This is a genomic window from Sphingomonas sp. RS6 (assembly GCF_054489705.1).
Genome location: NZ_JBTMWM010000008.1, coordinates 90,731 through 116,413 on the forward strand (window position 1 = coordinate 90,731; position 25,683 = coordinate 116,413).

At 66.0% G+C, this 25,683-nt stretch carries 24 protein-coding genes; 16 read left to right on the top strand and 8 right to left on the bottom strand.

The annotated features are described in order from the left end of the window. Positions 1-23: 23 nt before the first annotated feature. From ACX40Y_RS14390 to ACX40Y_RS14405, 4 genes are all read right to left on the bottom strand, one after another. Entirely contained in the window at positions 24-2,939 is a 2,916-nt protein-coding gene (locus tag ACX40Y_RS14390; protein ID WP_459120256.1) for a sensor histidine kinase, read from the bottom strand. A 186-nt stretch (positions 2,940-3,125) separates the two neighbouring features. After that, entirely contained in the window at positions 3,126-3,665 is a 540-nt protein-coding gene (nusG, locus tag ACX40Y_RS14395) for a transcription termination/antitermination protein NusG (protein ID WP_459120257.1), read from the bottom strand. A gap of 17 nt (positions 3,666-3,682) precedes the next feature. Then, a complete protein-coding gene (gene secE, locus ACX40Y_RS14400) occupies positions 3,683-3,889 on the bottom strand; it encodes a preprotein translocase subunit SecE (RefSeq protein WP_459120258.1) in 207 nt (68 codons plus the stop codon). A 148-nt stretch (positions 3,890-4,037) separates the two neighbouring features. Then, positions 4,038-4,583, bottom strand: coding sequence for a YqaA family protein (locus tag ACX40Y_RS14405; RefSeq protein WP_459120259.1), 546 nt, complete (start codon positions 4,581-4,583; stop codon positions 4,038-4,040). Positions 4,584-4,743: 160 nt separating this feature from the next. Between ACX40Y_RS14405 and ACX40Y_RS14410 the strand changes: the two genes are divergently transcribed. Next, on the top strand, positions 4,744-6,096 hold the full coding sequence (locus tag ACX40Y_RS14410; protein WP_459120260.1) for a dicarboxylate/amino acid:cation symporter: 1,353 nt from the start codon (positions 4,744-4,746) through the stop codon (positions 6,094-6,096). Positions 6,097-6,179: 83 nt separating this feature from the next. After that, positions 6,180-7,115, top strand: a complete 936-nt coding sequence (locus ACX40Y_RS14415; protein ID WP_459120261.1) for a 3-keto-disaccharide hydrolase — start codon at positions 6,180-6,182, stop codon at positions 7,113-7,115. A gap of 5 nt (positions 7,116-7,120) precedes the next feature. Here the strand turns inward: ACX40Y_RS14415 and ACX40Y_RS14420 are convergent, their stop codons facing one another. Further along, complete coding sequence (locus tag ACX40Y_RS14420; RefSeq protein ID WP_459120262.1) at positions 7,121-8,119, bottom strand: LacI family DNA-binding transcriptional regulator; 999 nt, start codon at positions 8,117-8,119, stop codon at positions 7,121-7,123. Positions 8,120-8,248: 129 nt separating this feature from the next. Here ACX40Y_RS14420 and ACX40Y_RS14425 point away from each other — a divergent pair, with 129 nt between their 5' ends. The 9 genes from ACX40Y_RS14425 to ACX40Y_RS14465 are packed head-to-tail and all read left to right on the top strand — an operon-like array spanning position 8,249 to position 16,910. Next, positions 8,249-9,499 carry an MFS transporter gene (locus ACX40Y_RS14425; protein ID WP_459120263.1) on the top strand — a complete coding sequence of 417 codons (1,251 nt, stop codon included), beginning with the start codon at positions 8,249-8,251 and terminating at the stop codon, positions 9,497-9,499. Next, positions 9,496-10,560: a sugar phosphate isomerase/epimerase family protein gene (locus ACX40Y_RS14430; protein ID WP_459120264.1), complete on the top strand. Its 1,065-nt coding sequence runs from the start codon at positions 9,496-9,498 to the stop codon at positions 10,558-10,560. The genes ACX40Y_RS14425 and ACX40Y_RS14430 overlap by 4 nt, the downstream gene beginning before the upstream one ends. Further along, complete coding sequence (locus ACX40Y_RS14435; RefSeq protein ID WP_459120265.1) at positions 10,557-11,705, top strand: Gfo/Idh/MocA family protein; 1,149 nt, start codon at positions 10,557-10,559, stop codon at positions 11,703-11,705. Before ACX40Y_RS14430 ends, ACX40Y_RS14435 begins: the two co-directional genes overlap by 4 nt. Then, positions 11,702-12,067, top strand: coding sequence for a c-type cytochrome (locus tag ACX40Y_RS14440; RefSeq protein ID WP_459120266.1), 366 nt, complete (start codon positions 11,702-11,704; stop codon positions 12,065-12,067). The genes ACX40Y_RS14435 and ACX40Y_RS14440 overlap by 4 nt, the downstream gene beginning before the upstream one ends. Continuing rightward, positions 12,064-12,966, top strand: coding sequence for a hydroxypyruvate isomerase family protein (locus tag ACX40Y_RS14445; RefSeq protein WP_459120267.1), 903 nt, complete (start codon positions 12,064-12,066; stop codon positions 12,964-12,966). Before ACX40Y_RS14440 ends, ACX40Y_RS14445 begins: the two co-directional genes overlap by 4 nt. Positions 12,967-12,980: 14 nt before the next feature. After that, complete coding sequence (locus ACX40Y_RS14450; protein WP_459120268.1) at positions 12,981-13,811, top strand: 3-keto-disaccharide hydrolase; 831 nt, start codon at positions 12,981-12,983, stop codon at positions 13,809-13,811. Continuing rightward, positions 13,808-14,368, top strand: coding sequence for a gluconate 2-dehydrogenase subunit 3 family protein (locus tag ACX40Y_RS14455; protein WP_459120269.1), 561 nt, complete (start codon positions 13,808-13,810; stop codon positions 14,366-14,368). Before ACX40Y_RS14450 ends, ACX40Y_RS14455 begins: the two co-directional genes overlap by 4 nt. After that, entirely contained in the window at positions 14,368-15,207 is an 840-nt protein-coding gene (locus ACX40Y_RS14460; protein WP_459120270.1) for a sugar phosphate isomerase/epimerase family protein, read from the top strand. Before ACX40Y_RS14455 ends, ACX40Y_RS14460 begins: the two co-directional genes overlap by 1 nt. A gap of 26 nt (positions 15,208-15,233) precedes the next feature. Beyond that, positions 15,234-16,910: a GMC family oxidoreductase gene (locus ACX40Y_RS14465; protein WP_459120271.1), complete on the top strand. Its 1,677-nt coding sequence runs from the start codon at positions 15,234-15,236 to the stop codon at positions 16,908-16,910. A gap of 111 nt (positions 16,911-17,021) precedes the next feature. Here ACX40Y_RS14465 and rplL read toward each other — a convergent pair whose 3' ends face one another. Both rplL and rplJ read right to left on the bottom strand, forming a co-directional pair. Further along, positions 17,022-17,399, bottom strand: coding sequence for a 50S ribosomal protein L7/L12 (gene rplL / locus ACX40Y_RS14470; protein WP_459120272.1), 378 nt, complete (start codon positions 17,397-17,399; stop codon positions 17,022-17,024). A 60-nt stretch (positions 17,400-17,459) separates the two neighbouring features. Beyond that, positions 17,460-17,975, bottom strand: coding sequence for a 50S ribosomal protein L10 (gene rplJ / locus ACX40Y_RS14475; RefSeq protein ID WP_459120273.1), 516 nt, complete (start codon positions 17,973-17,975; stop codon positions 17,460-17,462). A 468-nt stretch (positions 17,976-18,443) separates the two neighbouring features. Between rplJ and ACX40Y_RS14480 the strand changes: the two genes are divergently transcribed. From ACX40Y_RS14480 to ACX40Y_RS14490, 3 genes are all read left to right on the top strand, one after another. Continuing rightward, positions 18,444-20,006, top strand: a complete 1,563-nt coding sequence (locus ACX40Y_RS14480; protein ID WP_459120274.1) for a S10 family peptidase — start codon at positions 18,444-18,446, stop codon at positions 20,004-20,006. A 251-nt stretch (positions 20,007-20,257) separates the two neighbouring features. Further along, on the top strand, positions 20,258-20,770 hold the full coding sequence (locus tag ACX40Y_RS14485; protein ID WP_459120275.1) for a hypothetical protein: 513 nt from the start codon (positions 20,258-20,260) through the stop codon (positions 20,768-20,770). Between the two features lie 198 nt (positions 20,771-20,968). After that, positions 20,969-22,090 carry a Fic family protein gene (locus tag ACX40Y_RS14490; protein WP_459120276.1) on the top strand — a complete coding sequence of 374 codons (1,122 nt, stop codon included), beginning with the start codon at positions 20,969-20,971 and terminating at the stop codon, positions 22,088-22,090. A gap of 42 nt (positions 22,091-22,132) precedes the next feature. Here ACX40Y_RS14490 and ACX40Y_RS14495 read toward each other — a convergent pair whose 3' ends face one another. Then, positions 22,133-23,725 carry a family 43 glycosylhydrolase gene (locus ACX40Y_RS14495; protein WP_459120277.1) on the bottom strand — a complete coding sequence of 531 codons (1,593 nt, stop codon included), beginning with the start codon at positions 23,723-23,725 and terminating at the stop codon, positions 22,133-22,135. 203 nt (positions 23,726-23,928) lie between these two features. Here ACX40Y_RS14495 and ACX40Y_RS14500 point away from each other — a divergent pair, with 203 nt between their 5' ends. Together ACX40Y_RS14500 and ACX40Y_RS14505 are read left to right on the top strand one after the other, a co-directional pair. Further along, positions 23,929-24,744, top strand: coding sequence for a hypothetical protein (locus ACX40Y_RS14500; protein WP_459120278.1), 816 nt, complete (start codon positions 23,929-23,931; stop codon positions 24,742-24,744). Further along, complete coding sequence (locus tag ACX40Y_RS14505; RefSeq protein ID WP_459120279.1) at positions 24,741-25,577, top strand: HpcH/HpaI aldolase/citrate lyase family protein; 837 nt, start codon at positions 24,741-24,743, stop codon at positions 25,575-25,577. The genes ACX40Y_RS14500 and ACX40Y_RS14505 overlap by 4 nt, the downstream gene beginning before the upstream one ends. Positions 25,578-25,683: the final 106 nt, after the last annotated feature.

Here is a 25,683-nt window from a genome sequence, read left to right on the forward strand (position 1 = left end):
TGCGATGATCGCCTCGCGCCGCTTCATTGCGGCGCGGCGGCATCGCCGCCGGCCGCGCGCGTGATCGGGACCGAGAGATGGATGATCGCGCCACCGTCCGGATGATTCGTGACTTCGATCGTGCCGCCCAGCAGCGCCGCGCGCTCCTGTATGCCGATCAGGCCGAAATGACCCGACCGCTGGCGCCCTTGGCGTACGTCATCGGGGAAGCCGACGCCGTCGTCGCGGACGGCGATCGCGAGCCGCTTGCCCGCGACGGACATCGTGATTTCTGCGCGGGTGGCGCGGGCGTGGCGAAGCACGTTCGACAGGGCTTCGCCGATGATCGCGAGCAGTTGTTCGACCTGCGCTGCCGCGAGCGAGGGGCAGTCTGGATCGAGTTCTACCGCCACATCGAGCCCGTCTTCGGCGAATTGGGCGGCAAGTCGCCGCAGGCTGGCCGCCAGCGGGGCGGGCGAGGGCGCGGCGCGCAGGGCCATGACGCGATCTCTGGCCTCGATCAGGACATCGTCGGCGCGCTCCAGCGCGGTTTCGATCAGTTCCTGAGCACGCGAACCCGGCGCGGTGGCATAGGCGGCGGCCTGAAACCGCAACATCAGACCCTGCATGCTCTGGAGCAGCGTATCGTGCAGTTCGCGGGCGATCCGTTCGCGTTCGCTGATCTGCGCATCGGCGCGGGCGCGGGCGCGGGCAAGGTGTTCGCGAACGCGCCACACATAGAGAAGCCAGACCGTGCCGAGCAGCGCCGCGAGCACCAGCAGCCGGAACCAGCCGGTCTGATAGAAGGACGGCGCGATCGTCACCACCATCGCGGCGCCCGTGCGGTTCCAGACGCCGTCATTGTTGGCAGCGATCACGCGGAAGCGCCACGTGCCCGGCTGAAGATTGGCGTAGAATGCCTCGCGCCGGGTTCCGGCGTCGATCCATCCCGCATCGACCCCCTCCAGCCGGTAGCGGAAGCGGGACTGCTCGGCCGCGGCGAGACTGAGCGCGGTATAGCTGATGCGCAAATTCTGCGTACCTGCCGGCAGCGCAACGCGCTGAGGGGCGACGAAGCGCCGGCCGTTGGCGACGAGATCGCGAACGATGACCGGCGGCGGCAGGGGATTGTAGGTGAGGTTGGCGGGATCGATCGAGCCGATGCCTATATTGTTCGCAACCCAGATCCGGCCCTCGCCGTCCTGAACCGCCGTCGTCTTGTGCTGATCCTGGAGCGCCACGCCGGGCAGACCGTCCGCTGCTGAGAAAAGATGGTAGTCGAGCGGTGCCGGAGGCGCCGCAGTTGCCGTGGCGATCGCCGCTCGGCTGGTGCTTACCAGTCCTTTCAAGCCGCTGATCCACACGCTGCCGTCGTCGCGCTGGACGAGGCCGGTAATACCGGCCAGTACCGGCACGCGCCGCGCGTCGATCGTGCGAAACCGGCCGCCAGCGAGGTGCGCGATCCCGAACTCGCCCGCGACGAAAACGCCCGCGGGCCCGGTTGAGACCAGCGCGATCTGACCCACGGCGGGCGCTGCGTTCGCGGGTATCGCGGCGATGGCGTTGCCGGTGCGGCGATAGAGCCGATGTCCGGCAAACAGCCATTCGCTTCCGCCCGCGCCCGAGCCGACGTGCAGCGTGCCCGGCGTCGGCGACGGGCCCGGCACAGTCACCGGCTGCCAGCGGCTATCGACCAGCCGAAAGACCCCCTTGCGGGCGACCGTGACCCAGGGCGTGCCCTGCCGATCGCGCGACCAGGCGGTGATGTCACCGTCCGGCGGGGGCACGTCGGCCGGAGCGATCGTTTCACCGCGCAGGCGGAGCACGCGGCCGGGCTGGCCGATGATCAGCGCCTCGCCATCCCCCTCGATCGTCGTTATCGTGTCCGGAAGCAGCCGGAGCGGCGCGAGTGCGCCGCCGGCGCGGGCCCGGTAAAGCTGACGACCGCTCGCGACATAGACCGTGCCTGCCGCTGTCGCCGCGATCTCGAAGCCGCTGCGCGCGTCCGGTGCCAGCGTGAGTGCGGTGACGGCGCTGACCGGGCGTAGCCGGTTGAGCCCAAGATTGGTGCCGATCCACAAATTGCCTTCCCGATCCTCGAACAGCGGAACGGCAATCGGGGAGGTGAGTCCGTTGGTGGTCGAAAAGCGATCGAACGCCGGACGATCGCCGGGGGCGAGGCCCCGAATCTGGAGCAGACCGCCGGCAAAGACGGTTTCCCAAAGCGCGCCGTCGCGGGTGAACAGCAGGCGATCCGCCATCACGTCACGGGCGCCGGGGGGCAGCGGAACGATCGACAGGCCGTTGGTGGGCGGGCTCGACAACTGGCGAGCATCGCCCGACGCCCAGATGCGACCGTCCGGCGCCTCGGCAAGGCGGACGACGCCGCGGCTTTCGCGAACTGTGGTGAAGCGGCGCGCGCCGGGGCGCTTTACCAGGATATGATGCTCGCTCGCTGCCCAGACTGCACCGTCGCGCGCGACGAGCACCGAAAAGGCGGTGCCGCCGGGGAAACCCTGCGCCGGGCCGATCGCGTGCCAGCCGGTGCGATCAATCGTGAAGAGGCCACCTGCCGTCCCGGAACGCGCCACCCAGATTGTCCCGGCTGCATCGCGTGCAAGCTGCTCGACCGCCGCAAAGCCGCGACCATAGCTGGTGAGTGTGCCGTCACGCAGTTGTGCGACCTCGCCGCTGAAGAAGCCGAGCCACAATGCGCCGTCGGGTGCGGCGAGCAGCGCGGTGATGTTCTGCGAGGGGAGGTTGCCGCGCCTAGGGGCTACCGGTTCGAACGTGATCCCGTCGAACCGGACGAGCCCTGCACCGGTTCCGAGCCACAGAAAGCCGTCGGGGGTCTGGGTAATCGCCCAGATATCGGGCGGCGCACCGTCGACGAGCCGCCACGCGCGGTGGTTATACTGGCCGATGCTGCGCTGCGCCTGGGCAGGCGAGGGCGTTGCCATCAGCGTGGCGCAAAGCGCGAGCGAGGCGGCCCGTGCAACGAGCCTGGCCAGGAAACGGGATGGGTCCAACGATCGGCTCGGCCCGTGCTGCCGCCGCCCCAACCGGGCGGCCCCTACATCGTTAGCCGAAAAAGGCCCGCCGCCGCCAGAACCAAGCAGGTCCCGGACCGGCGGCCGTCGCCATGGTTACTTGACGCGTTCGACGTCCTCGAAGCCGAGCTCCAGCGGCGTCGCGCGACCGAAGATCGAGATCGAAACCTTGACCCGGTTCTTGTCGTAATCGAGTTCCTCGACCACGCCGGAGAAGGTTGCGAAGTTGCCACTCGTGACCTTGACCGTGTCGCCGATGTCGTAATCGACCTTGAGGCGGGTCTTGGGCGCTGCGGTGGCGGCTTCCTCCTTGGTGTTGAGGATGCGCGCGGCTTCCGCCTCGCTGATCGGCTGGGGTTTGCCCGAGCTGCCGAGAAAGCCAGTCACCTTCGGCGTGTTCTTCACCAGGTGATAGACGTCGTCGTTCATTTCCAGCTTGGCGAGGACATAGCCGGGGAAGAACTTGCGCTCCGACTGGATCTTCTTGCCGCGGCGGACCTCGGTCACGGTTTCGGTCGGCACTTCGACCGATTCGACGAGGCGATCCAGGCCCAGACGCGTCGCGTCGGCGAGAATCTGATCGCGGACCTTGCCCTCGAAACCGGAATAGGCGTGGATGATGTACCAGCGCGACATGTTCAGGGTGCTTTCTGTTACTGCGCGAGGCGGAGCAGGGAGTTGACGATCAGGTCGAACAGCGAATCGACCCCCAGGAAAAAGACGCCGAGCAGCGACGTCATGATCATCACCATGACGCCGGTCATGATCGTCTCGCGCCGCGTAGGCCACGCGATCTTGGACGTTTCCTGGCGCACCTGGCGCATGAATTCGACGGGACCGGTCTTCGCCACTGGCGGCATCCTCGCTTGAAAAACATCATGCCTATCGCGGGCATGGGTCCGCTGCCCGGTCCTTCGCAGGAGCCGGTGCAATCCCACCACGCTTTAGGCTAGGGGGCCGTATCTAGCGTCTTGTTACGGCTTGTGCAACCCGCGCGCCGCGCCCGTCTCAGAGATAGGCTACCGCAACGAAACCGCCTACGATCAGCAGCAGGAAACCCCAGGCGAACAGGTTCAGCCGCTGTTCGATGAACGCCTGCACCGGCGCGCCATAGCGTTTGAGCAGCGCGGCGATGATAAAGAAGCGCGCGCCGCGCGTGACCGCGCACAGGATGACGAACAGCGCGAAATTGAACTTGGCGATGCCGCTGGCGATCGTCACCAGCTTGAACGGGATCGGCGTCAGCCCCTTCAGCAGGATGATCGCGGCGCCATATTCGGCATAGGTCGTCTGGAACTGCACGACCTTGTTCTGCATGTGATAGAGTTCGATGATCCACGCGCCGATGCTTTCCAGCAGGAAATAGCCGATCGCATAGCCGAGCATCGCGCCGAGAACCGAGGCGACGGTGCAGACGGCGGCGATCGTCCACGCGCGTTCGCGGCGGGCGATCACCATCGGGATCATCATCGCATCCGGCGGAATCGGAAAGAAGCTGCTTTCCGCGAACGAAACCGCGGCAAGCGCCGGCAGCGCGTGACGGTGATGCGCCATGCGCAGAACCCAATCATACAATGCCCGAAACATGATGCGGTGGCGGTTCCCATCTCTGCCGCGCCCGGACGATCCGCGGCGCGAGTCCGTTGCCGGACCCTGTTGACCCCGCTACCCGCAAGCTGGCGACACCGCAACGCCGCGCAATGGAGTAAACATCATGGTCCGTATCGTCGCCGAACCGAATGCGGCACCGGATGCACCATCGCCGCCCGCGAAGCCCGGCCGCTGGTACTCGCACCTCTATGTCCAGGTGTTGGTCGCGATCGTCGTCGGCGTGCTGGTCGGCCATTTCGCACCAGCGACCGGCGAGGCACTGAAACCGGTCGGCGACGGCTTCATCAAACTGGTCAAGATGATCATCGCGCCGGTGATCTTCCTGACGATCGTGACCGGCATCGCCGGCATGCGCGATCTGGGCGCGGTGGGGCGGGTCGCGGCCAAGGCGTTCGGCTATTTCCTGTTCTTCTCCACGCTGGCGCTGCTGGTCGGCATGCTCGTCGCCAACGTTGTTCGGCCGGGCGCCGGGCTGAACATCGATCCGGCGACGCTCGATGCCGGCAAGGTCGCCGACTATGCCGCCAAGGCGCACGAGAGCACGCTCACCGGCTTTTTGCTCGGCATCATCCCGGATACGTTCTTTTCGGCCGTTACCGGCGGCAACATTCTCCAGACGCTGTTCGTCGCGATCCTGTTCGGCATCGGCCTGGCGTTGATCGGCGATCGCGGCGAGCGTGTGCTGACCCTGCTGGAAGACGCATCGCTGGCGGTGTTCAAGGTGGTCGCCATTCTGATGCGCGCGGCGCCGATCGGGGCGTTCGGCGCGATGGCGTTCACCGTCGGCAAATATGGCGTCGGCACGCTCGCGAACCTGGCGATGCTGGTCGGCACCTTCTATGCGACGTCGCTGCTGTTCGTGATCGTCGTGCTCGGCGCGGTATCGGCGCTGGCCGGCTTCTCGATTTTTCGCCTGATCGCCTATCTGAAGGCCGAACTGCTGCTGGTGCTGGGCACCTCATCGTCCGAGAGCGCGCTGCCGTCGCTGATCGAGAAGATGGAGCGAGCGGGGTGTCCGAAGACGATCGTCGGCCTGGTGGTGCCGACCGGCTATTCGTTCAACCTGGACGGCACCAACATCTACATGACGCTGGCGGCATTGTTCATCGCGCAGGCGACCAACGTCCACCTCTCGTTCGGCGAGCAACTGTTGCTGCTGGGCGTGGCGATGCTGTCCTCCAAAGGCGCGGCGGGGGTGACGGGCGCCGGCTTCATCACGCTGGCCGCGACGCTGTCGATTGTGCCGAGTGTGCCCGTGGCGGGCATGGCGCTGATCCTGGGCGTCGACCGATTCATGTCCGAATGCCGCAGCCTGACCAACTTCATCGGCAATGCGGTGGCGACGGTGGTCGTGTCGCGCTGGGAGGGGCGGCTCGATCGGGAGGCGCTCGATGCGGCGCTGAGCGGGCGCGCGCTGCCGGTCGACGAACGCGACGCCTATGCGATCGCGTCCTGACCCGAGACTTGACTAAATCATTGAGTTTGCTCTTCGCGTCCGGTTTTGTCAGAGTAGCTGCGAGACCAAGAGGGGAGTGAATGATGCTGTTGAAGGGCCTGATCCTGTTACTGGCGCTGCCGGGCGTGGCGTTCGCGCAGGAATCGATCGAACAGGCCCGCGCGGTCGCCGGTGCGCCGGCGGCGACGCCGCAGCGGCTGACGCTGGTCGATCTGCCGAAGCCTGTCGGGGAAGCGATCTCGCTGTTCGACGGCCATAGCCTGGCCGGCTGGGCGCCGTGGCTCGGCTATCCCGATCCTTCGGTGACCTACCAGGCGAAACCTGCCGCCACCCCGATCGGCACGAGCCGCGACACCAGCGGCGACTTCGCCGTGCGCGAGGTGGACGGCGAGCCGGCGATCTGGATCAAGGGCGAAACCTGGGGCAGCCTGGTCCAGGCGCGTGACCTGAGCAATTATCACCTGCGGCTCGAATTCAAATGGGGCGAGCGCACCTGGGCGCCGCGCAAGACGCTGCCGCGCAACAACGGCCTGCTCTATCACACCCACGGCACGCCGGGCGACGTGTTCGGCACCTGGCGGCCCTCGGTCGAGTTCGAAATCATGAAGGGCTCGACCGGCATGATCGTGATGGTGGGCAGCCAAGTGCGCGGGCGGACCGCGGCGGTGGTCGATCCCGCGATCATGGCCCCGCATCTGCGCTTTCGCATGGGTGGGCGCGAAGTCGAGATGGTCAACGGTACGCCCACCTGGAATGTCGAGGCGGCAATCGACGCGGAAAAGCCGATTGGCGAGTGGAATGTGCTCGACCTGTACGTCGTCGGCGACCGCGCGGTGCATGTGGTGAATGGCGTGCCGGTGGCCGAGGTGCACGGCCTGTCGGTGATCGGGCCCGACGGCGCCCGCCAGCCGCTGACGCACGGGCAGATCCAGCTCCAATCCGAAGGCGCCGAGACCTGGTTCCGCCGTATCACCGTCGAGCCGATCCGCAGCCTGCCGCGGATCGTCGTCGCGCAGTGAGGCGCTTATCGGGGCGGCGCGGTGCTGCCCCGGATGATCAGTTCGTGGGGCAGGGTTACCTGGTGCAACGGGCAATCGGCGCCCTGCAGGATGCCGACCAGCAGTTCCACCGCGCGCCGGCCGATCTGTCCGGTCGGCTGGGCGATCGTGGTCAGCGCCGGCTGGAAGAAACGGGCGAAAGGCAGATCGTCGAAGCCGATCACCGAGACGTCGTCCGGGCAGGAAAGCCCGGCAGCACGGATCGCGCTGATCGCCCCCAGCGCCATTTCGTCGTTGAAGCAGAAGATCGCGGTGACGCCCGCCGCCAGCAGCGCGGCGGTTTCGGCATGGGCCGACGCCGCGGCATAATCGCCCACGCGCACCTGGAGGCGATCGGCGATGCGGTGCGCCTCCGCAACGCGTAGCGCACCGGCAAGGCGGTCGCGGCTGATCGGGCTGACCGGCGGGCCGGTGACGATGCCGATGTCGCGGTGGCCGAGCGCGATCAGATGCTCCAGTGCGTCGGCGCCAGCGGCCGCATTGTCGATATGAACGCTCGGCACGCCCAGATCGGGCGAATACTCGCAGCCATTGACGACGGGCGCCGCCCGCCCTTGCTGCGCGACCAGCGGTGCCAGCCTAGCCGGCAGGCGGTGACCGAGGAAAACCAGCCCGTCGACCTCGCGGCGCGAAAGCATTTCGGCATATTGATCCTCGACATCGGGATCGTGGCGCGTGTCGCCGACGATGACCGCATAGCCGGTGTCGCGCGCCGCCTCCTCAGCGCCGCGGATCACGCTGGCGAAGAACGGATTGGCGATGTTTGGCACCGTCAGCAGGATCTTGGCCGCGCGCAACGTGCGGAGACTCCGCGCGGCGACATTGGGCTGGTAGCCGAGTGTCGCCACCACATCGAGCACGCGGCGCCGCGTCGCGTCCGCCACGCGATCGGGCTGGCTGAGCACGCGCGAGACGGTGGCGGTGGAGACACCCGCAGCCGCCGCGACCTCGATGATCGTCGTCATGCCCCTCTTCATGTCGCCTGCGACCAGCGGTGTCGATAGCGATTGATGTAATCCTTTACATCGCGGATGGTGCTGAATAGGCTGTGATTCGACATGCAGCCAAGCTGCAATCGGGGGAGAGGAAAGCGCATGGTCGCTGCTGATGGGGCGTTGACGGGTGGCGTGCGCCCGGCGCCGGGAATGCTCACGGGGCGCCTGAGCGCACTGATGTTCATGCAGTTCTTCGTCTGGGGGGCGTGGAACGTCACGCTGGGCTTGGTGATGCAGACGGTGGGCGTCGGCGATCTGATCGCGAACGCCTTTTCGGTCGGCCCGATCGCATCGATCGTCGGATCGTTCCTGCTCGGCATGGCGGCGGCGCGATTCCTGAGCCCGAAGATGCTGATGGTGATCCTGCACCTTATCGGCGGCGTGATCCTGTTCGTTCTGCCCTGGCTGCTTACGCCCGAACATGGCGCGAGCTTCGTCTGGCTGCTGCTCGGCTACATGATCCTCTACATGCCCACGGTGGGCCTCGCGAACACGATCGCGCTCAAGAGCTTCGGCGAGCGCGTCGACCGGTTTCCGTTCGTGCGCGCGTTCGGCACGCTCGGCTGGATCGCCGCCGGGCTGATCATCGGCTGGGCCGGGCTTTCGGCGAGCCCGAAGATCTTCCAGGTGGCGGCGGTCGTGTCGATCGCGCTCGGCCTGTACAGCTTCACGCTGCCGAACGTCGAGCCCGATGCGCCCCAGGGCAAGAGCCTGGTCGCCGAGGTGTTCTGCACCGACGCATTCGGTCTGCTGCGCCAGCGTTCGTTCCTGATCTTCATCGTCTGCGCGACGCTGATCTCGATCCCGCTGGCGATGTATTATGCCTATGCCTCGCCCTATGTCGGCGCGGCGGGGATCGAGAATGTCAGCGGCACGCTGGCGATCGGCCAGATGTCCGAACTCGTCTTCATGTTCTCGATGCCGTGGCTCTATCGCCGCTTCGGCGTGAAGCCGCTGCTGCTGGTCGGCATGGCGGCATGGGCGCTGCGCTATGCGCTGTTCGCGATCGGCGACGGCGGCGGCTCGCTCTGGGCGATCTATCTCGGCGTGGCGCTGCACGGCGTGTGCTACGACTTCTTCTTCGTCGCCGGCGCGATCTACACCGGCAACATCGCGACGCCCAAGGGCGTAAACGCGCAGGCGCAGGGGATGCTGACGCTGTTCACCTATGGCGTCGGCATGCTGCTCGGCTCGCAGATCGGCGGGTTGCTCTATGCGCAGCTGCCGGAGAGCCCCAGCGTCGCCGACTGGCAGGGCATGTGGTGGTATCCGGCGATCGCCGCCGCGCTGATCGCGCTGCTGTTCCAGCTGACATTCAAGAACGACCGAAAGACGGAGGTGCGGACATGACCGCGATACAGGGGCCGGCAATTTTCCTCGCCCAGTTCCTTGGCGACAAGGCGCCGTTCGATACGCTCGACCATATGGCCGAATGGGCGGCGGGCCTCGGCTATGTCGGGGTGCAGATTCCGTGCGATCCGCGGCTGATCGACGTTCGGCAGGCGGCGGAGAGCCAGGCCTATTGCGACGATCTACGCGCGCGGCTCGACAAGTTCGGCATCCAGCCGACCGAGCTTTCGACGCATTTGCAGGGGCAGCTAGTGGCGGTGCACCCGGCCTATGACGCGCTGTTCGACGGCTTCGCGCCCGCCGAGCTGCACGGCAAGCCCGCCGAGCGCCAGGCATGGGCGGTCGATCAGGTGAAGCTCGCCGCCCGAGCCAGTGCGCGGCTGGGGCTGAAGGCGCATGCGACCTTCTCGGGCGCGCTCGCCTGGCCCTATGTCTATCCCTGGCCGCAGCGGCCGGCGGGCCTGGTCGAGGAGGCATTTGCCGAGCTGGCGCGCCGCTGGACGCCGATCCTCGACGTGTTCGAGGAAGCCGGCGTCGACTGCGCGTTCGAGATCCACCCGGGCGAGGACATTCACGACGGCGCCAGCTGGGAGCGATTCCTGCAGGCGGTGGACCACCATCCCCGCGCGCGAATCCTGTTCGATCCGTCGCACTATGTGCTTCAGCAGCTCGATTATCTCGACTTCATCGATCGCTATCACGATCGGATTTCGTGCTTCCATGTGAAGGACGCCGAGTTCAATCCCACGGGGCGCAGCGGCGTCTATGGCGGCTATGAGAGTTGGGTGAACCGTGCCGGCCGCTTCCGTTCGACCGGCGACGGCCAGGTCAATTTCGTTGGCATCTTCAGCAAGCTCGCGCAATATGGCTATCGCGGCTGGGCCGTGATCGAATGGGAATGTGCGCTGAAGAACAGCGAGGATGGTGCCCGCGAAGGCGCGCCGTTCATCCGCGACCATATCATCCGCGTCACCGAGCGCGCGTTCGACGATTTCGCCTCGAGTGGCGTCGACAAGGCGGCGATCCGCAACCTGCTCGGTCTGGGAAGCACCGAGGCATGATCCGGCGTCCCCTTCGACTGGGCATGGTGGGCGGCGGCGAGGGCGCGTTCATCGGCGCCGTTCACCGCATGGCGGCGGCGCTTGACGGCGACTGGCGAATGACGGCGGGCGCGTTCAGCACCGATGCCGGCAGGAATGCACGAACCGGCGATCTGCTGGGGCTCGATCCTGCGCGCGTCTATGGCACCTATGAGGCGCTGCTCGCGGGCGAGGCCGCCTTGCCGGAAGGCGAGCGGATCGATGCCGTTGCGATCGTAACACCGAACCACCTCCACGCCCCCGTCGCTATTGCTGCACTGAACGCGGGCTTTCACGTCTTCTGCGAAAAGCCGATGGCGATGAACAGCGACGAAGCGCGCGCGATCGGCGCGGCTGCGGATGCTAGCGGCAAGCATTTCGGGCTGGCCTTCACCTATGGCGGCTATCCGCTGATCGAGGAGGCTCGCGTCCGTGTGGCGCGGGGCGATTTCGGCGCGATCCGCCTGGTGCAGGTCGAGTATATCCAGGGCTGGCTCAGCGCGCCGCTCGATACGGCGGGCAACAAGCAGGCCGAATGGCGCACCGATCCGGCGCGTGCCGGACTGGGCGGTTGCCTGGGCGATATCGGCACGCACGCCTTTCACCTTGCCGAGCATGTCTCCGGCCTCAAGGTTGAGGCGTTATCCGCCGAACTCGTCACGCATGTCGCCGGCCGGCGACTAGACGACGATGTAAGCGCGTTGCTGCGCTTCGATGGCGGCGCGAGCGGCACGCTGAAGGCGACTCAGGTGGCGGCGGGCGAAGAGAACGGCCTGCGCCTCAGGATCCACGGGGAACGCGGCGGGCTGGAATGGGCGCAGATGGAGCCGAACACGCTGACGCTGCGCTGGCTCGACCGCCCGGCCGAGATCGTTCGCGCCGGCGGGCCGGGGCTGGACAGCGCGACATCGAGGCTGTTGCGCACGCCGGCGGGCCATCCAGAGGGCTATATCGAAGCGTTCGGCAACCTTTACCGCGCCTTTGCAGCGACGATCCGCGGCGAAACCGGCGGCGATTTGCCGGGCGTCGTGGACGGACTGCGCACGATGGCGTTCGTCGAAGCTGTCGTGGCCAATGCGATGTCCGATCGGAAATGGACCAGGATCGATCCCGGAGAATATGCATGAAGTTCTGGATGGCTTTTGCCGCGACCGCGGCGCTTATGGTGGCTGCACCGGCATGGGCGCAGACCGCGGCGCCGCCCGCGTTCGCTGCGTGCAAGGCGTGCCATACCGTTGAGAAGGGCGGTCGCAACGGCGTCGGCCCCAATCTGAACGGCGTGGTCGGGCGCCCGGCCGCGTCGGCACCAGGGTTCAACTATTCGACCGCGCTCAAGGCATCGAAGCTGCGCTGGGACGAGGCGACGCTCGACCAGTTCATCGCCGCGCCGATGAAGAAGGTGCCCGGCACGCGCATGCCGATCGGTATGGCGGACCCGGCCAAGCGGGCGGCAATCATCGCCTATCTCAAGTCGATGAGCGGCAAATGAGCGTGTCGCGCCGCACCGTGCTGGCGGCGGCCGCTGCCGCGCCGCTGGCAGCCACTGCCGCTCGGGGCCAGTCCAACGCTGCGCGCTTTTCGATGGGCTATGCCCCGCACGAGGGCAGTTTCGCGAGCCGTGGCGGGCGACTGGAGCAGATCGCCTTCGCCGCTGACCAGGGCTTCACCGCCTGGGAAGACAATGAGGCGCGAAGCCGCACGGTCGACGAGCAAAACCAGATGGCCAGGGCATTGTCGAGCCGCGGCATGACGATGGGCGTGTTCGTGGCGAGCATGCCCAAATGGTCGCAGTCGCGCCCGCTGCTCGGCGGCAATGACGGCGCCGATCGCGAAGCGTTCCTTGCCGATATCCGCAGCGCGGTCGAGGTGGCAAAGCGACTCAACGTCAAGTGGATGACGGTGGTGGCCGGATTCATGGACCCTCGGGTGCCGGTCGACATCCAGACAGCACGCGTGATCGACGTGATGCGCGCCGCGGGCGACATCGTCGCGCCGCACGGCATGGCGCTGGTGATGGAGCCGCTCAACACCCGCACCAACCATCCCGGCGTCTATATGCAGAGCATCGCGCAGGGCTATGCGGTGGCGCGCGGCGCCAACAGCCCGGGGATCAAGATCCTGGCCGACCTGTATCACGAGCAGATCCAGTCGGGGAATCTGATCCCGGTGATGCAGGCATGCTGGGACGAGATCGGCTATATCCAGTTCGGCGACAATCCCGGCCGTAACGAGCCCGGAACCGGCGAGATCAACTATGCCAACATCGTCCGCTGGCTGCGCGCGCAGCGCTATGGCGGCGTGATCGGCATGGAACATGGCAATTCGATCAAGGGGCGCGAAGGGGAAGAGCGGCTGATCGCCGCCTATCGAGCCATCGACGCGCAGTGAGGAGAGGGGAACGCATGGTCGCGCGGACAATCACGGGCCTGTTGGCAGGCGGCATCGTACTGGCCGCGCTGCCGGCTGCGGCGCAGGACAAGCCCGGTTTCAAGGACACACCGATGCTGCCCGGCGGCAAGTGGCATGTGCACGATCCGGATCGGCCGGCGCCCGACGTGGTGACGCCCGAGGCGAAGCCGGGCGGGGCGCCTTCGGATGCGATCGTGCTGTTCGACGGCACCTCGCTCGACGCCTGGCGTGCCGAGCGCAAGCTGTGGCCCGTCGAGAACGGCGTGATGACCGTGCCGTCGCGGGCGAGCAGCGGCGGGGAGAATGCGCTGATCACCAAGCAGAGCTTCGGTGACGTCCAGCTTCACCTCGAATTCCGTTCGCCGACACCGCCGACCAAAAGTTCGCAGGACCGCGGAAACAGCGGCATCTGGTTCATGCAGCGTTACGAGATCCAGATTCTCGACGGCTACCAGAACCCGACCTATGCCGATGGCACGGTGGGCGCGGTCTATGGCTGGAAGCCGCCGCTGGCCAACGCGGCGCGCAAGCCCGGCGAGTGGCAGACCTATGATGTCGTGTTCGAACGGCCGCGCTTCGCAACGGACGGAAAGCTGCTGCGCCCCGCCTATATCACCGCGTTCCTGAACGGCGTGCTGGTGCAGAACCATCAGGCGATGCTCGGCACAACGATCTGGCGCCAGGTGGCGCATTACGAAGCGCATCCCGACGCGGCGCCTATCCAGCTTCAGGATCATGATTCGCCGGTTTCGTTCCGCAACATCTGGGTTCGACCGCTGCCTGACGCGGCAATCGCGCAGGATCTGGAAGGAGAGGGGAAATGATCGACCGCCGTCAGGCACTGGCCGGGGTGATCGCGATGTTCGGCGCCGGGGTGTTCGCCCCGATCGCCCGCGCCGCGCAGACCACCGCCATCCCGCTGATCAGCGATGGCCCACCGAGCAGTGCCGTATTCACACCCGCACAGCGCGCGCTGGTGACGGCGCTCAGCGAACGCGTCGTCCCGACGACCGATACGCCGGGCGCGATCGCCGCGGGCGTGCCGATGTTCATCGAAAAGCTGCTGGCCGACTGGGCGGCGCCCGGTGACCGCGTGCCGATCCTGAAAGGGCTCGATGCCATCGAGGCGCAGAGCATCGCGGATTATCAAAAGCCGGCCGCTCAGGCGACGCCCGAACAGCAGGATGCGTTGCTGACGATGGCGATGAACGATCGCCTGCCGATGGGCAAAACCTTCTTCGAGGCGTTCCGCCAACTCGTCATCGCCGGCTATTACACGTCGGAGATCGGCATGACGCAGGAGCGCGAATACCTGCCGGTTCCGGGCGAATATAACGGCGCCTTTCCCTATTCACAGGTCAACAAGGTGTACAGCGCATGATGAACCGTCGTTCTTTGCTCGCCGGTGCTGGCGGCGTCGCCGTGATGGCCGTCTCCGGCGGCCTCGTCCGGCCCGCGCATGCGGCGCAACTGCAGGCCATCGGCATCCAGCTCTATACCGTGCGCGATCTGTTTCAGAAGGATCCGGTAGCGACGCTCGAGGCGATCGCGAAGATCGGCTATCGTGAAGTCGAATATGGCGGCGGCGGTTACGACGCGATGGACGCCAAGATGCTTCGCGCGGCGACCGATCGGCTGGGTCTTCGCGCGCCGTCGGTCCATATCGGCTATGACGCGCTGCTCGGTCAGTTCGACAAGTCGGTCGCGATGGCGCGTACGCTGGGGGCGGAGACGGTGGTCCTCCCCTATATGACCGACGAACATCGCACTGAAGCGGGCTGGAACGCGGCGCTGCCGAACTTCAACCGCTTCGCCGCCGATCTGAAGAAGGCCGGCCTGGGCTTTGCCTATCACAACCACGACTTCGAGTTCACGATCAAGCCGGGCGGCGTCAGTCTGTACGAACGTTTCCTGAAGGAAACCGACCCTGATCTCGTGAAGGTCGAGCTGGACCTGTACTGGGCGGCGCATGCCGGCGAAAACCTGACGGCGTGGATCAACCGGCTCGCGCCGAGGCTCTATGCCTACCACGTCAAGGACATGCGTGCCGATCGCAGCATGACCGCGGTGGGCCAGGGGACGATCGATTTCGGTGCGCTTTTCGCGCTGAAGGGCAGCCAGGGCGTCCGGCATTTCTATGTCGAGAACGATCAGGCGCCGGCGCCCTATCTCCCGGACATCACCACCAGCTTCAACACGCTGCGCGCGCTGCGCTTCTGAACTGGGGCAGGAGAGGATAAAAGAACATGGCTGCAACCAACAGGTTCGACGCGATCGTCATCGGATCGGGCGTCAGCGGCGGTTTCGCCGCAAAGGAACTGACTGAGAAGGGACTGCGCGTCCTGATGCTTGATCGCGGCCGGATGGTCGAGCACGCGGTCGACTATCCGTATGACGGCAAGCCCGCATTCGAGGTGCCGGCACGCAACATGATGCCCAAGCCGCTGCTCGAAAGCGATTATTTCATCGCGCGGCACGGCTATGTGCAGCCGAGCAACATGGGGTTTTATAACAACGACCGGCTCAACCCCTATGCCTATGGCGAGGGCGACAAATTTTACTGGATTCGGCCGGGCGCGGTCGGCGGCAAATCGCTGATCTGGGGGCGGTGGAGCTTCCGCTGGGCGCCCGAGGACTTCGAGGCGAACAAGCGCGAGGGCATCGATGGTGTCTGGCCGATCGGCTATGACGACCTTGCACCGTGGTACAGCTATGTCGAGAAATATATCGGCGTATCGGGCTCGCGGGAGAATCTGCCCTATCTCCCTGACAGCGAATTCCAGCCGCCGATGCCGATGAACGTCGCCGAGAAGTGGCTCAAGGCGAGGCTGGAAGCGGAGTTTCCGGGCCGCAAGCTGATCCACACGCGACTGTCGAACATGACCGAGGACAAGCCCGAGCAGGGCCGTACCAAATGCCAGTTCCGCAACCAGTGCGGCAATGGTTGTTCGTTCGGCGCCTATTTCTCGACCCAGGCGGTGACGCTGCCGGCCGCGCGAGCGACCGGGCGGCTGACGCTCCAGTCGGACGCGGTGGTGACGAACCTCGAATATGATGCCGCACGCAAGCGGGTGACAGGCGTCCGCTATATCGACACCAAGACCGGGCAGGCTCAGGTGGTCAATGCCGATCTGGTCTTTCTCTGCGCATCGGCGATGGCCTCGACGCAGATCCTGATGAACTCGCGTGCGCCGGGCAGCGAGCGCAGCCATTTCGACAGCAGCGGAACGCTGGGCCGTTATGTGATGGATCATATCTTCCGCGTCGGCGTGGAAGGCGAGATTCCGGGCATGACCGATCTGATCGAATATGGTCGGCGCCCGGGCGGCGTCTATGTGCCCAGGTTTCGCAATATCGGCGGCGAGGAAGGCGTGGGCTTCAAGCGCGGCTATGGCTATCAGGGCAGCGCGCGGCGCGATCCTGCCGGACCGGATGGTTTTGGTGCCTCTATGAAGCACGGCATGCGCCGCTATGGTCCTTGGAAGTTCAGCATGGGCGCATTCGGCGAATGTCTGCCCTATCGCGACAATCGCGTGTCGCTGCACCCGGACAAGGTCGATCGGTTCGGGGTGCCGCTGATGCGCTTCGACGTGACGTTCCGCGAGAACGAACTGCGGATGATGAAGGACGCACGCGCCGAGGGCGAGGCAATGCTGCGCGCGGCGGGCCTTCAGAACATCCGAAGCTATGAGGGCGAGCATGTGCCCGGCGATGCCATCCACGAAATGGGCGGCGCGCGCATGGGCGCCGATCCGACCCGCTCGGTGCTCAATGGATGGAGCCAGGCGCATGACGCCCCCAACCTGTATGTCACCGATGGCGCGCAGATGGCGTCGGTTTCGTGCGTCAACCCCTCGCTCACCTTCATGGCCTTCACCGCTCGCGCGGCCGACCACGCGGTCCGCCAGTTGGCTCGCGCCTGAGCGAGCGGCCTGCGCGGCTGCGCTGGCCTTGCGTTCAGTCATGAAAAGGGGCGGTCCGTCGCCGGACCGCCCCTTCTTTGTATTGGTGCCGGCAAGCCGGCGATCAAGCGCTTACTTGATTTCGACGGTCGCGCCGGCTTCTTCAAGCTGCTTCTTGATCTTCTCGGCTTCGTCCTTGGACACGCCTTCCTTGACCGGCTTCGGAGCGCCTTCGACCAGCGCCTTTGCTTCGGTGAGGCCGAGGTTGGTGATGGCGCGGACTTCCTTGATGACGTTGATCTTCTTGCCACCGTCGCCGGTGAGGATCACGTCGAATTCGGTCTGCTCTTCAGCAGCCGGGGCAGCGGCGCCACCGGCGGCCGGGCCGGCAACGGCGACGGCAGCGGCGGCCGAAACGCCCCACTTCTCTTCGAGCAGCTTCGACAGCTCGGCAGCTTCGAGAACGGTCAGCGCGGAAAGCTGGTCGACGATTGCGTTAAGGTCAGCCATGATAAACTCCAGTCAGTTCAATAGGTTCGGGATAAAATAAAGGTCGCTTGAAGCCGAAGCTCAGGCAGCCTGCTTTTCGCTGTGCGCCGCAAGCACGCGGGCGATCTGCGCCGCCGGTGCCTGGGTGATCGTGGCGAGCTTGGTCGCGGGTGCTGCGATGAGCCCCACGAGCTTGCCGCGCAGCTCGTCCAGCGACGGCAGCGAGGCGAGTGCCTGCACGCCAGCCGGATCCAGCAGCACGCTGCCCATTGCGCCGCCGACGATTTCGAGCTTGTCGTTCGTCTTGGCGAACTCCGCGACGACCTTGGCCGCAGCCACGGGATCGATGGAGGTGGACAGTGCCGTCGGACCCGTCAGAAGGTCCGCGAGCACCGCATAATCGGTGCCCTGGGTGGCGATCTTGGCGAGCTTGTTCTTCGAGACCTTGTACGTCGCGCCGGCTGCACGCATCTTGTTGCGCAGGTCCGTCGACTGCTTGACGGTCATGCCGAGATTGCGGGTGACAACCACCACGCCAACCTCGTTGAAGGTGCGGTTCAGCTCGGCAACGGCGTCGGCCTTCTGGGAACGATCCATGCCGGTCTCCTCATACATGAGGCTGCCCCCGCGCGAACGAAGGCGGCCCCGGTTAAAGACCCGTGCGAACACGGGCCAGGCTCAGTCTGTCCGAGGGGAAGGATCGTCACGAGGCCGGGAAACATCCCTGGGCGTGACCCGGACCGCCCGACCGCCTGCCGCGAAACACGCGGATAGGGGGGCAAAGCCGCCGGAAAAATCTGTCCCCGTCTAGGCGAGAAAATCAAGACCGGCAGATTCCGGTCACTCGCTGTCTCGGACGGATTCCTCCCGAAGGAGGAGCGGCGCCAATAGCGCATCCGCCGCACGAGTCAATGCCCCGCCGCGCAACAAGGCCAGGGAAGGGGGGCGGGACAGGAAGGCCGGGACAGGATGCCCGGAACAGGGGCTGCGCCGACGCGACGACTTGCAACGACGAGCCGATGTTATAATGTCTCACGCCTCTGCTCAACTCGACCGGGAAGTCTCATGCGTTCAGTATCCACCCTTGCCCTGATCGCCTGCCTCGCCGCCGCCCAGCCCGCGCTGGCCCAGGACAAGGACGACGCCGGCGGCGACGCCAGCGCCGCCAAGCAGCACGAAAAGGCCGTTGCCGAGACGATCGCCAAGCAATGGGCCGACGCGCCGGTTGAGGAGACCGAGAAAAGCTATAGCGGCCGCGCCACCGTGGACGGCGCGGGCATCAGCTACAAGGCGACCGCCGGCACGCTGACGATCCGCGACGACGCGGGCAAGCCGGTCGCCAGCATCTTCTACACCGCCTATACCGCGCCGGGCGCGCACCGGCCGGTGACGTTCCTCTATAATGGCGGCCCGGGCTCTGCGAGCCTGTGGCTGCGCATGGGATCGTTCGCGCCCGAGGCGGTGAAGACGGCCGACCCGGTGGCGGTCTCGCCCGCGCCCTATGACATCGGCGCCAATCCCGACACGCTGATCGGCAGCACCGACCTGGTGTTCATCGATGCGGTGGGCACCGGCTATTCGCGCATCCTGGGCGATGCCAAGGCCAAGGACTTTTTCGGCGTCGATCAGGACGCCAGCGCCTTTACCAGCGCGATCAAGCGCTATCTGACCAAGAACGAGCGCTGGGGCGACCCGAAATATCTGTTCGGCGAAAGCTATGGCACCACCCGATCGGCGGCGCTGGCGCTGCAGCTGGAAAATGCCGGCGTGTCGCTGAACGGCGTGGTGCTGCTCTCCTCGATCCTCAATTACGGCGTCGAGCAACCCGGCTATGACCTGGGCTATATCGGCTATCTGCCGACCTTTGCCGCCACCGCCTGGTATCACAACAAGGTGGCCGACAAGCCCGCCGACGTCGCCAGCTTCGTCCAGCAGGCGCGCGACTTCGCCGCGGGCGACTATGCCGCCGCGCTCGCCAAGGGCACCGACATCACCCCCGAGGAAGAGGACCGGGTGGCCCGCCAGCTCGCGCATTTCACCGGCCTGCCGGTCGATTACGTCAAGCAGGCGAACCTGCGCATCGACGCCAGCCGCTTCCGCAAGGAATTGCTGCGCGATGCCCGCGAGACGCTGGGCCGGTTCGACGGCCGCTATATCGGCAGCGACGCCGATGCGGCGGGCGAGACGCCGGGATACGACCCGTCGGACACGGGGATTTCGGGCGTCTATGTCAGCGGCTTCATGGACCGGCTGACGCGCAAGTTCGGCTACAAGACCGATCTGAACTATCGCCTGTCGGTATGGGACACGCGGCCCTGGGACTGGGATTTCACGCATAGCGGCCCCGAAACCGGCAAGCAGCAGAATGTGGACGTGGCCGAGGACCTGGCCCGCGCCATGCGCACCAACCCGCATCTGCGCGTGCTCTCGCTCAACGGCTATTACGACATGGCGACGCCGTTTTTCGCGACCGAATATGACCTGAAGCACATGATGCTGCCCAAGCCGCTGCGCGCGAACCTTTCGTTCCGTTACTATCCGGCGGGGCACATGGTGTACCTGAACCCGGACGCGCGGCACGCGATGCGGCTGGATTTGCAGGCGTTTCTGGCGGGCAAGGCGGGGTGAGTTGGGCTGGGGGCGGGTGTGGGCCTGCCTCCCCCGCGGTTTTGGTGTTTGGGATTTGCGGGTATTCTGATCCAGTGAAAAGACGGTGCATGTTTTTGGGATCTACTTCTAGGCGCGCTCTGCACTATAAAATACCTTGAGGTGAGAGATTTGGTTGTTCGTCGTATTGATAGATGTTTTGTAGGTTAGCTATATAAATATAGGCTTTCATTGCTATGAGCACCTGCGGGTCCGTCATCAGTTGCATTCAGGTGTTCCAACCGCTCATATCCGCATTCTTTGCGGGAACGGCTGCTTTGGTTTCTGCTCGTGTGATTTGGGCCGCAGCTAGATTGACCGATTCGCGTGAGCGGGACCGTGAGTCGGATCAAACGCGTCGGAGACTGAGCTTCGTTGCCAATCTTCTCTCAATCGAAATACAAGGATTGAGGAGGCGCGCGAGAGCGGTTGAAGGAACGATCAGGGTTATCCGAGCCTCTAATAAAGCATTGACCGAGGATGGGGCGAATAAATGCCGGCTGGACCTTCCTACCGATGTGGACGACTGGGAAAAGATTGGCTTGATACCTCATGAGATACAACGAGATTTATTCACTTTCCGTCGTCTTCTGGGTGAGTACAATGATAACATGCAGGCTGGCCAAACTTTTGCGAGTGATCAGGCGGCCGAACAGGTTAATCACCAACTCGGACTGATAGCGACTCAAGGAAGCAAATTGGTGGGTGCGCTTATGCTGCTGGCGAAGGATAACGCGCGTGCCTAGCTCGGCCCGCGCCTGACGTGATAGTGAATGTTGGAGGGGCGCGTGGCGGCTTGCGATATTTGACAGCGCCTTAGCCTAGACGGCGATTTTGATGTAGGCAGAACCCTGTTTCGCGATCATCAACTGGTGTAGCTGTTAACAGGCGATCATCAACGCCGCAGCGACTCGCGCTTCTGAGGTTGCGGCTGTCCGCCGGAGATGCCGTTGCCTGTTCTCTATCATCAAGGGTGTTTCCCGCCTGCTGCGCTCGATCTGGGCGCTTTGTTTCCTCTGGTCGGGCCAGCCAATGCTGCGATTGCCCGCTACGAGGGCGTTCTGTCGGGCATTCCCAATCCCGACATTCTGCTCGCTCCATTGACCGCGCGTGAGGCGGTGCTTTCCAGCAAGATCGAGGGAACGCAGGTTACCCTGGGGGAAGTGCTGGAGTTCGAGGCGCAGGGCCAACTTTTCGATGAGAGCACGCCCAAAAAAGCCGATGCGCGCGAAGTTCTGAATTATCGCGCAGCCCTTCGGGAGGCCGAGGGACTGATGGCGCAGCTCCCGCTTTCGCAACGCCTCATCAAGGCGACGCACCGGGTTCTGATGGATGGCGTGCGGGGCCGCAACAAGGATCCGGGCGAGTATCGTCGCATTCCGAACTGGATCGGGCCGGAAGGCTGCACCATCGAACAGGCGCGCTTCGTGCCGCCCGGCGCGGACGGGATCGAAGCCGCGATGGCAGGCTGGGAGGCCTATATTCACGCCGACGCACCAGACCGACTGGTGCAGTTGGCGATTGTTCATGCCGAATTTGAGTCGATCCACCCGTTCCTGGACGGCAACGGCCGCATCGGGCGATTGATCATTCCGCTGTTTCTGTATGCGCACGGATTGCTCTCGCGCCCAAATTTCTATCTGTCGGAATATCTGGAGGCGCACCGCGACGAATATTACGAACGCATGCTGGCTGTTTCTCGAGACGATGACTGGACTGGATGGGTTGTTTTCTTCCTGCGAGGCATCATCGCACAAGCCGAAGCCAACACGCGCAAGGCGCAGGCAATTTTGGCGCTGCACCAGGAGGAGCGCGATCGGGTAGTAGAGATTACACACTCGCAATATGCGGTGCGCGCGCTTGACTGGATTTTCCAACGCCCGATATTCCAGACACCGGATTTCATCGCCTCGGCGCAAATCCCGCCAGCGACCGCCCGCAAAATCATCCGCGACCTGCGCGACAACGGACTGCTCCGCGAATTGGTGCCCGCCTCGGGGCGCGCGCCGGCGACATTCGTATTTTCGGACTTGCTGAACATTGCTGAAGGCCGGGATACGTTCTGATCATTCCGTCGGCCACGGCTCACGCAGCGGGGCGAAGCCCCCTCAAAGCGCGCGGAAGCGGAAGTCGCGGAAGCGGGCCTCGCCGGTGCCCGCCGCATAGAGCGCCGGGCGGAGCATCAGGAAGCCGCCGCGGACATTGTGGTGATAGCCCGAGACCTCCATGCCCCGATCGAAGCGCTGCCATGTCGCGCCGCCGTCGCCGCTGGTGTGGAAGGAGACGATGTGGCGATCGTTGGTGACGCGGATGCGCATCCGGCGGCCGTGCGGATTGGCGGGGCGGCCGCGTTCCAGCCCATATTGATGCGTGACGAAGCGCGCCGCATCGAAGCCGAGGCCGCAATAGAGCCGATCGTCATAGAAGAGCAGCAGCCCGGCGGTGGTGCCTTCGCCCAGCTCGACATCGCATTCGAAGCGATAGGCGAGGTCGCCCGCCGTGAGCATCAGCGGCGACGAATTGGCGGGCGCGGTGCCGCGCGCGGCGAGGACCAGCGCGCCATCGGCGACGCGGGCGCGGGCGGCTTCGTCTGGCGCGGGGCGAAAGAAGTTCCATTTGCGGCCGAGTTCGAGCCGGGCGAAATCGTCGGACAGCGGCTGGCCGTGCGGGACGGCCGATCCGCCGCGCGGCTTTGGCAGGGGGCGCGACAGGTCGCCGCCGGTCATGCGGAACCAGCCGTCATCGGTCCATTCGACCGGATCGAGCAGCGCCTGCCGCCCGAGCGTCCAATAGCCATTCTCATACCCGTGATAGACCGACCACCAGCTGCCGTCCGGCGCCTCGACCAGCGAGGCATGGCCGCGCGACCACCATCGCTCGTCGTTGCTGCGCGTGCGGACGAGCGGGTTGGCGGGGCAATCCTCCCAGGGGCCGTGGATCGAGCGCGCGCGCGCGGCGATCACCATGTGGCCGGTGGGCGGCCCGGCGGTGCCGCCGACGGCGGTGATCATGTAGAACCAGCCGCCGTGGCGGTGGATCTTCGGCCCCTCGGGCGAGAAACCCTCGACCACCCAGTCGTCGGGATAGCGCCACGGATCATAGACATGCTCGACCGGGCCGGCGAGCGACAGGCCGTCCGCTGCGAGCCGCACCCGATCCCCGCCCGAGAGGAACAGCCAGCGCGAGCCATCCTCGCCGACCGCGTGGCACGGATCGATATGGCGATGCAGGCCGAGCGGCACCGGATCGCTCCACGGCCCGTCGATATGATCGGCCCAGAGGACATGGATGTCGTTCGGATCGGCCTTGACCGGCACATAGAGGAAATAGCGGCCGTCATGCTTTTCGAGGCTGACCGCCCAGACCGAGCCGATATTGCGGGTGAGCGCGGCGCGGCGCGGCTGCCAGTTCACCAGATCGCGCGAATGCCAGAGGGTGAGGCCGGGATAGGAATCGAAGCTGGAAAAGGTCATGTAATAATCGGCGCCGTCCTTCAGGATCGCGGGATCGGGCCGATCGCCGGACAGCAGCGGATTGAGGAAGCGGCCGTCGCCGAGATCGGCGATCCGCTGATGGTCGAAGCCGCGGCGGGGGGCGGGGGCGTCGCCATCCGGCGCGGGCAGCGCGCGGGCGATGCCGGGCGCGGTGGCGGCGAGACCGGCAAGCGTGGCGCCAAAGGCTTCGCGGCGGCTGATGGGCATGGGGCTCTCCTGTCGGGCCGTCCCCCTGTGGCTGGTGGGCCAGGGTGTTGGGGGGGCGTGCTCTTGTCGGCTTGACACCGGTGGCAGCAGATAAGCGGAGATGCGGCGGGGTGGCAAGGCGTTGCCGTTGCTCGACGGTGGCACCTTGAAGAACAGAGTGAGAACGCCGATCTTTTGGCGCTGAGTCTTTTGGGGGAAGCGCGATGCGCGGGACGGTTGCCGATCGGGTGCGGGAGAATGCGGCGTTTCTGAAGGCGCTGCGGCGCACCGCCAATGTGACGCTGGCCGCCGAGGCGGCGGGGCAGACGCGCAAGACATTCCAGAAGCGCCGCGCGCGCAATCCCGATTTCGCCACCGAATGGGATGCCGCGCTCGCCTTTGCCCAGGCGCAGCTTGCCGCCGGGCCGGGCGCTGTGGCGGCGCGCGGGGCGGGGGGCGATTATGGCGTGCGGGGATCGCGCGGGCGGCGCGTGCAGGTGCGGCGGCTGCCCCCAGGCACGTTGACGCCCGAGGCGGTGCGGCGCTTTCTGTCGCATCTGGCGGCGACCGCCAATGTGCGGCTTTCGGCGCAGGCGACGGGCGTTCACTGGAGCACCGTCTATGCGCTGCGGCGGCGTTCGGCGACCTTTGCGCGCGAAATGGCCGATGCGCTGGCCGAGGGCTATGAGCGGCTGGAGCTGGCGCTGCTCGCCTGTGCGGAGGCGTCGCTGTGCCCCGATGGCAGCGCGATCGCCGACTGGCGCGACGGGGGCGAGGGAGGCGAGCCGGCGGGGCCGCTGGCGCGGATGAGCCCCAAGGATGCGCTGCTGCTGCTCGGCTATCGCCGCAAGAACATCGTCGAGGGCGTGCCGCATGCCGGCTTTGCCGTGCCGCGCTCCACCCGCGAGGAAGCGGAGGGCTGGCTGGGCCGCAAGCTCGACGCGGTCGAGCGACGGCTGGCGCGCGAGGCGGCGGGCGAGGGCGGGCATTGCCAGGCGCGCGGCGGCGATGCGATGGAGGGGCGAGGAAGGGTGCCATGAAACTGAGATCATTGTTGTTCGTGCCGGGGGATCGCCCGGATCGCTTTGCCAAGGCCGCCGCGAGCGGGGCCGATGCGCTGATCCTCGACCTGGAGGATTCGGTGGCGGCGGCGCGCAAAGGGGAGGCGCGGGCGGCGATCGCCGACTGGCTGGCGCGTGAGCGCGACGTGCCGTGCTTCGTGCGGGTGAACCCGCTGGGCGGCGAGGCGATCGGCGACGACCTGCACGCGGTGCTGCCCGGGCGCCCCGATGCGCTGGTGCTGCCCAAGGCCGAGGGTGGCGCGTCGGTGCGCGCGCTGGTGGAACTGGCCGGGGGCGCGTGTCCGCCGATCCTGCCGATCGCCACCGAGACGCCGGCGGCGGTGTTCCAGCTGGGCAGCTATGCCGGATGGTCGGCGCAACTGATCGGGCTGACCTGGGGGGCGGAGGACCTGCCGGCGGCGATCGGCGCGGCGAGCGCGCGCGAGGAGGACGGCAGCTATACCGCGCCCTATGCGATGGTGCGCGCGCTGACACTGTTCGGCGCGCATGCCGCCGGGGTGGCGGCGATCGAGACGGTCTATCCCGACATCGCCGATGCCGAGGGGCTGGCCGGCTATGTTGCGCGCGGGCGGCGCGACGGCTTTACCGGCATGATGGCGATCCACCCGGCCCAGGTGGCGACGATCAATGCGGGCTTCACCCCGTCCGACGCCGAGGTGGCGCAGGCCGAGGCGGTGATCGCCGCCTTTGCCGCGAACCCCGGCGCGGGCGCGCTTCGACTCGACGGGCGGATGATCGACCGCCCGCACCTCGAACAGGCGCGCGCGCTGCTGCTTCGCGCCGGGCGGTAGCGGCGGCGCGACCCCGGCATGGCCCTGTATGGCAGATGCCGGGGCGGACGGCGGCGCGCCGATGGCGCCGCCAAGTATAGCCAAATTGTATTATGATAACGGTTTC

Bases quoted from the DNA above. Each gene is read 5' to 3' on its own strand.
- ACX40Y_RS14460 (WP_459120270.1), top strand. From the start codon at position 14,368: ATGAACCGTCGTTCTTTGCTCGCCGGTGCTGGCGGCGTCGCCGTGATG.
- rplL (WP_459120272.1), bottom strand. From the start codon at position 17,399: ATGGCTGACCTTAACGCAATCGTCGACCAGCTTTCCGCGCTGACCGTT.
- ACX40Y_RS14465 (WP_459120271.1), top strand. From the start codon at position 15,234: ATGGCTGCAACCAACAGGTTCGACGCGATCGTCATCGGATCGGGCGTC.
- ACX40Y_RS14390 (WP_459120256.1), bottom strand. From the start codon at position 2,939: ATGGCAACGCCCTCGCCTGCCCAGGCGCAGCGCAGCATCGGCCAGTAT.
- ACX40Y_RS14500 (WP_459120278.1), top strand. From the start codon at position 23,929: ATGCGCGGGACGGTTGCCGATCGGGTGCGGGAGAATGCGGCGTTTCTG.
- ACX40Y_RS14405 (WP_459120259.1), bottom strand. From the start codon at position 4,583: ATGGCGCATCACCGTCACGCGCTGCCGGCGCTTGCCGCGGTTTCGTTC.
- ACX40Y_RS14420 (WP_459120262.1), bottom strand. From the start codon at position 8,119: ATGACGACGATCATCGAGGTCGCGGCGGCTGCGGGTGTCTCCACCGCC.
- secE (WP_459120258.1), bottom strand. From the start codon at position 3,889: ATGCCGCCAGTGGCGAAGACCGGTCCCGTCGAATTCATGCGCCAGGTG.
- ACX40Y_RS14490 (WP_459120276.1), top strand. From the start codon at position 20,969: ATGCCGTTGCCTGTTCTCTATCATCAAGGGTGTTTCCCGCCTGCTGCG.
- ACX40Y_RS14480 (WP_459120274.1), top strand. From the start codon at position 18,444: ATGCGTTCAGTATCCACCCTTGCCCTGATCGCCTGCCTCGCCGCCGCC.
- ACX40Y_RS14415 (WP_459120261.1), top strand. From the start codon at position 6,180: ATGCTGTTGAAGGGCCTGATCCTGTTACTGGCGCTGCCGGGCGTGGCG.
- ACX40Y_RS14435 (WP_459120265.1), top strand. From the start codon at position 10,557: ATGATCCGGCGTCCCCTTCGACTGGGCATGGTGGGCGGCGGCGAGGGC.
- ACX40Y_RS14455 (WP_459120269.1), top strand. From the start codon at position 13,808: ATGATCGACCGCCGTCAGGCACTGGCCGGGGTGATCGCGATGTTCGGC.
- ACX40Y_RS14445 (WP_459120267.1), top strand. From the start codon at position 12,064: ATGAGCGTGTCGCGCCGCACCGTGCTGGCGGCGGCCGCTGCCGCGCCG.
- rplJ (WP_459120273.1), bottom strand. From the start codon at position 17,975: ATGGATCGTTCCCAGAAGGCCGACGCCGTTGCCGAGCTGAACCGCACC.
- ACX40Y_RS14450 (WP_459120268.1), top strand. From the start codon at position 12,981: ATGGTCGCGCGGACAATCACGGGCCTGTTGGCAGGCGGCATCGTACTG.
- ACX40Y_RS14410 (WP_459120260.1), top strand. From the start codon at position 4,744: ATGGTCCGTATCGTCGCCGAACCGAATGCGGCACCGGATGCACCATCG.
- ACX40Y_RS14440 (WP_459120266.1), top strand. From the start codon at position 11,702: ATGAAGTTCTGGATGGCTTTTGCCGCGACCGCGGCGCTTATGGTGGCT.
- nusG (WP_459120257.1), bottom strand. From the start codon at position 3,665: ATGTCGCGCTGGTACATCATCCACGCCTATTCCGGTTTCGAGGGCAAG.
- ACX40Y_RS14430 (WP_459120264.1), top strand. From the start codon at position 9,496: ATGACCGCGATACAGGGGCCGGCAATTTTCCTCGCCCAGTTCCTTGGC.
- ACX40Y_RS14495 (WP_459120277.1), bottom strand. From the start codon at position 23,725: ATGCCCATCAGCCGCCGCGAAGCCTTTGGCGCCACGCTTGCCGGTCTC.
- ACX40Y_RS14505 (WP_459120279.1), top strand. From the start codon at position 24,741: ATGAAACTGAGATCATTGTTGTTCGTGCCGGGGGATCGCCCGGATCGC.
- ACX40Y_RS14425 (WP_459120263.1), top strand. From the start codon at position 8,249: ATGGTCGCTGCTGATGGGGCGTTGACGGGTGGCGTGCGCCCGGCGCCG.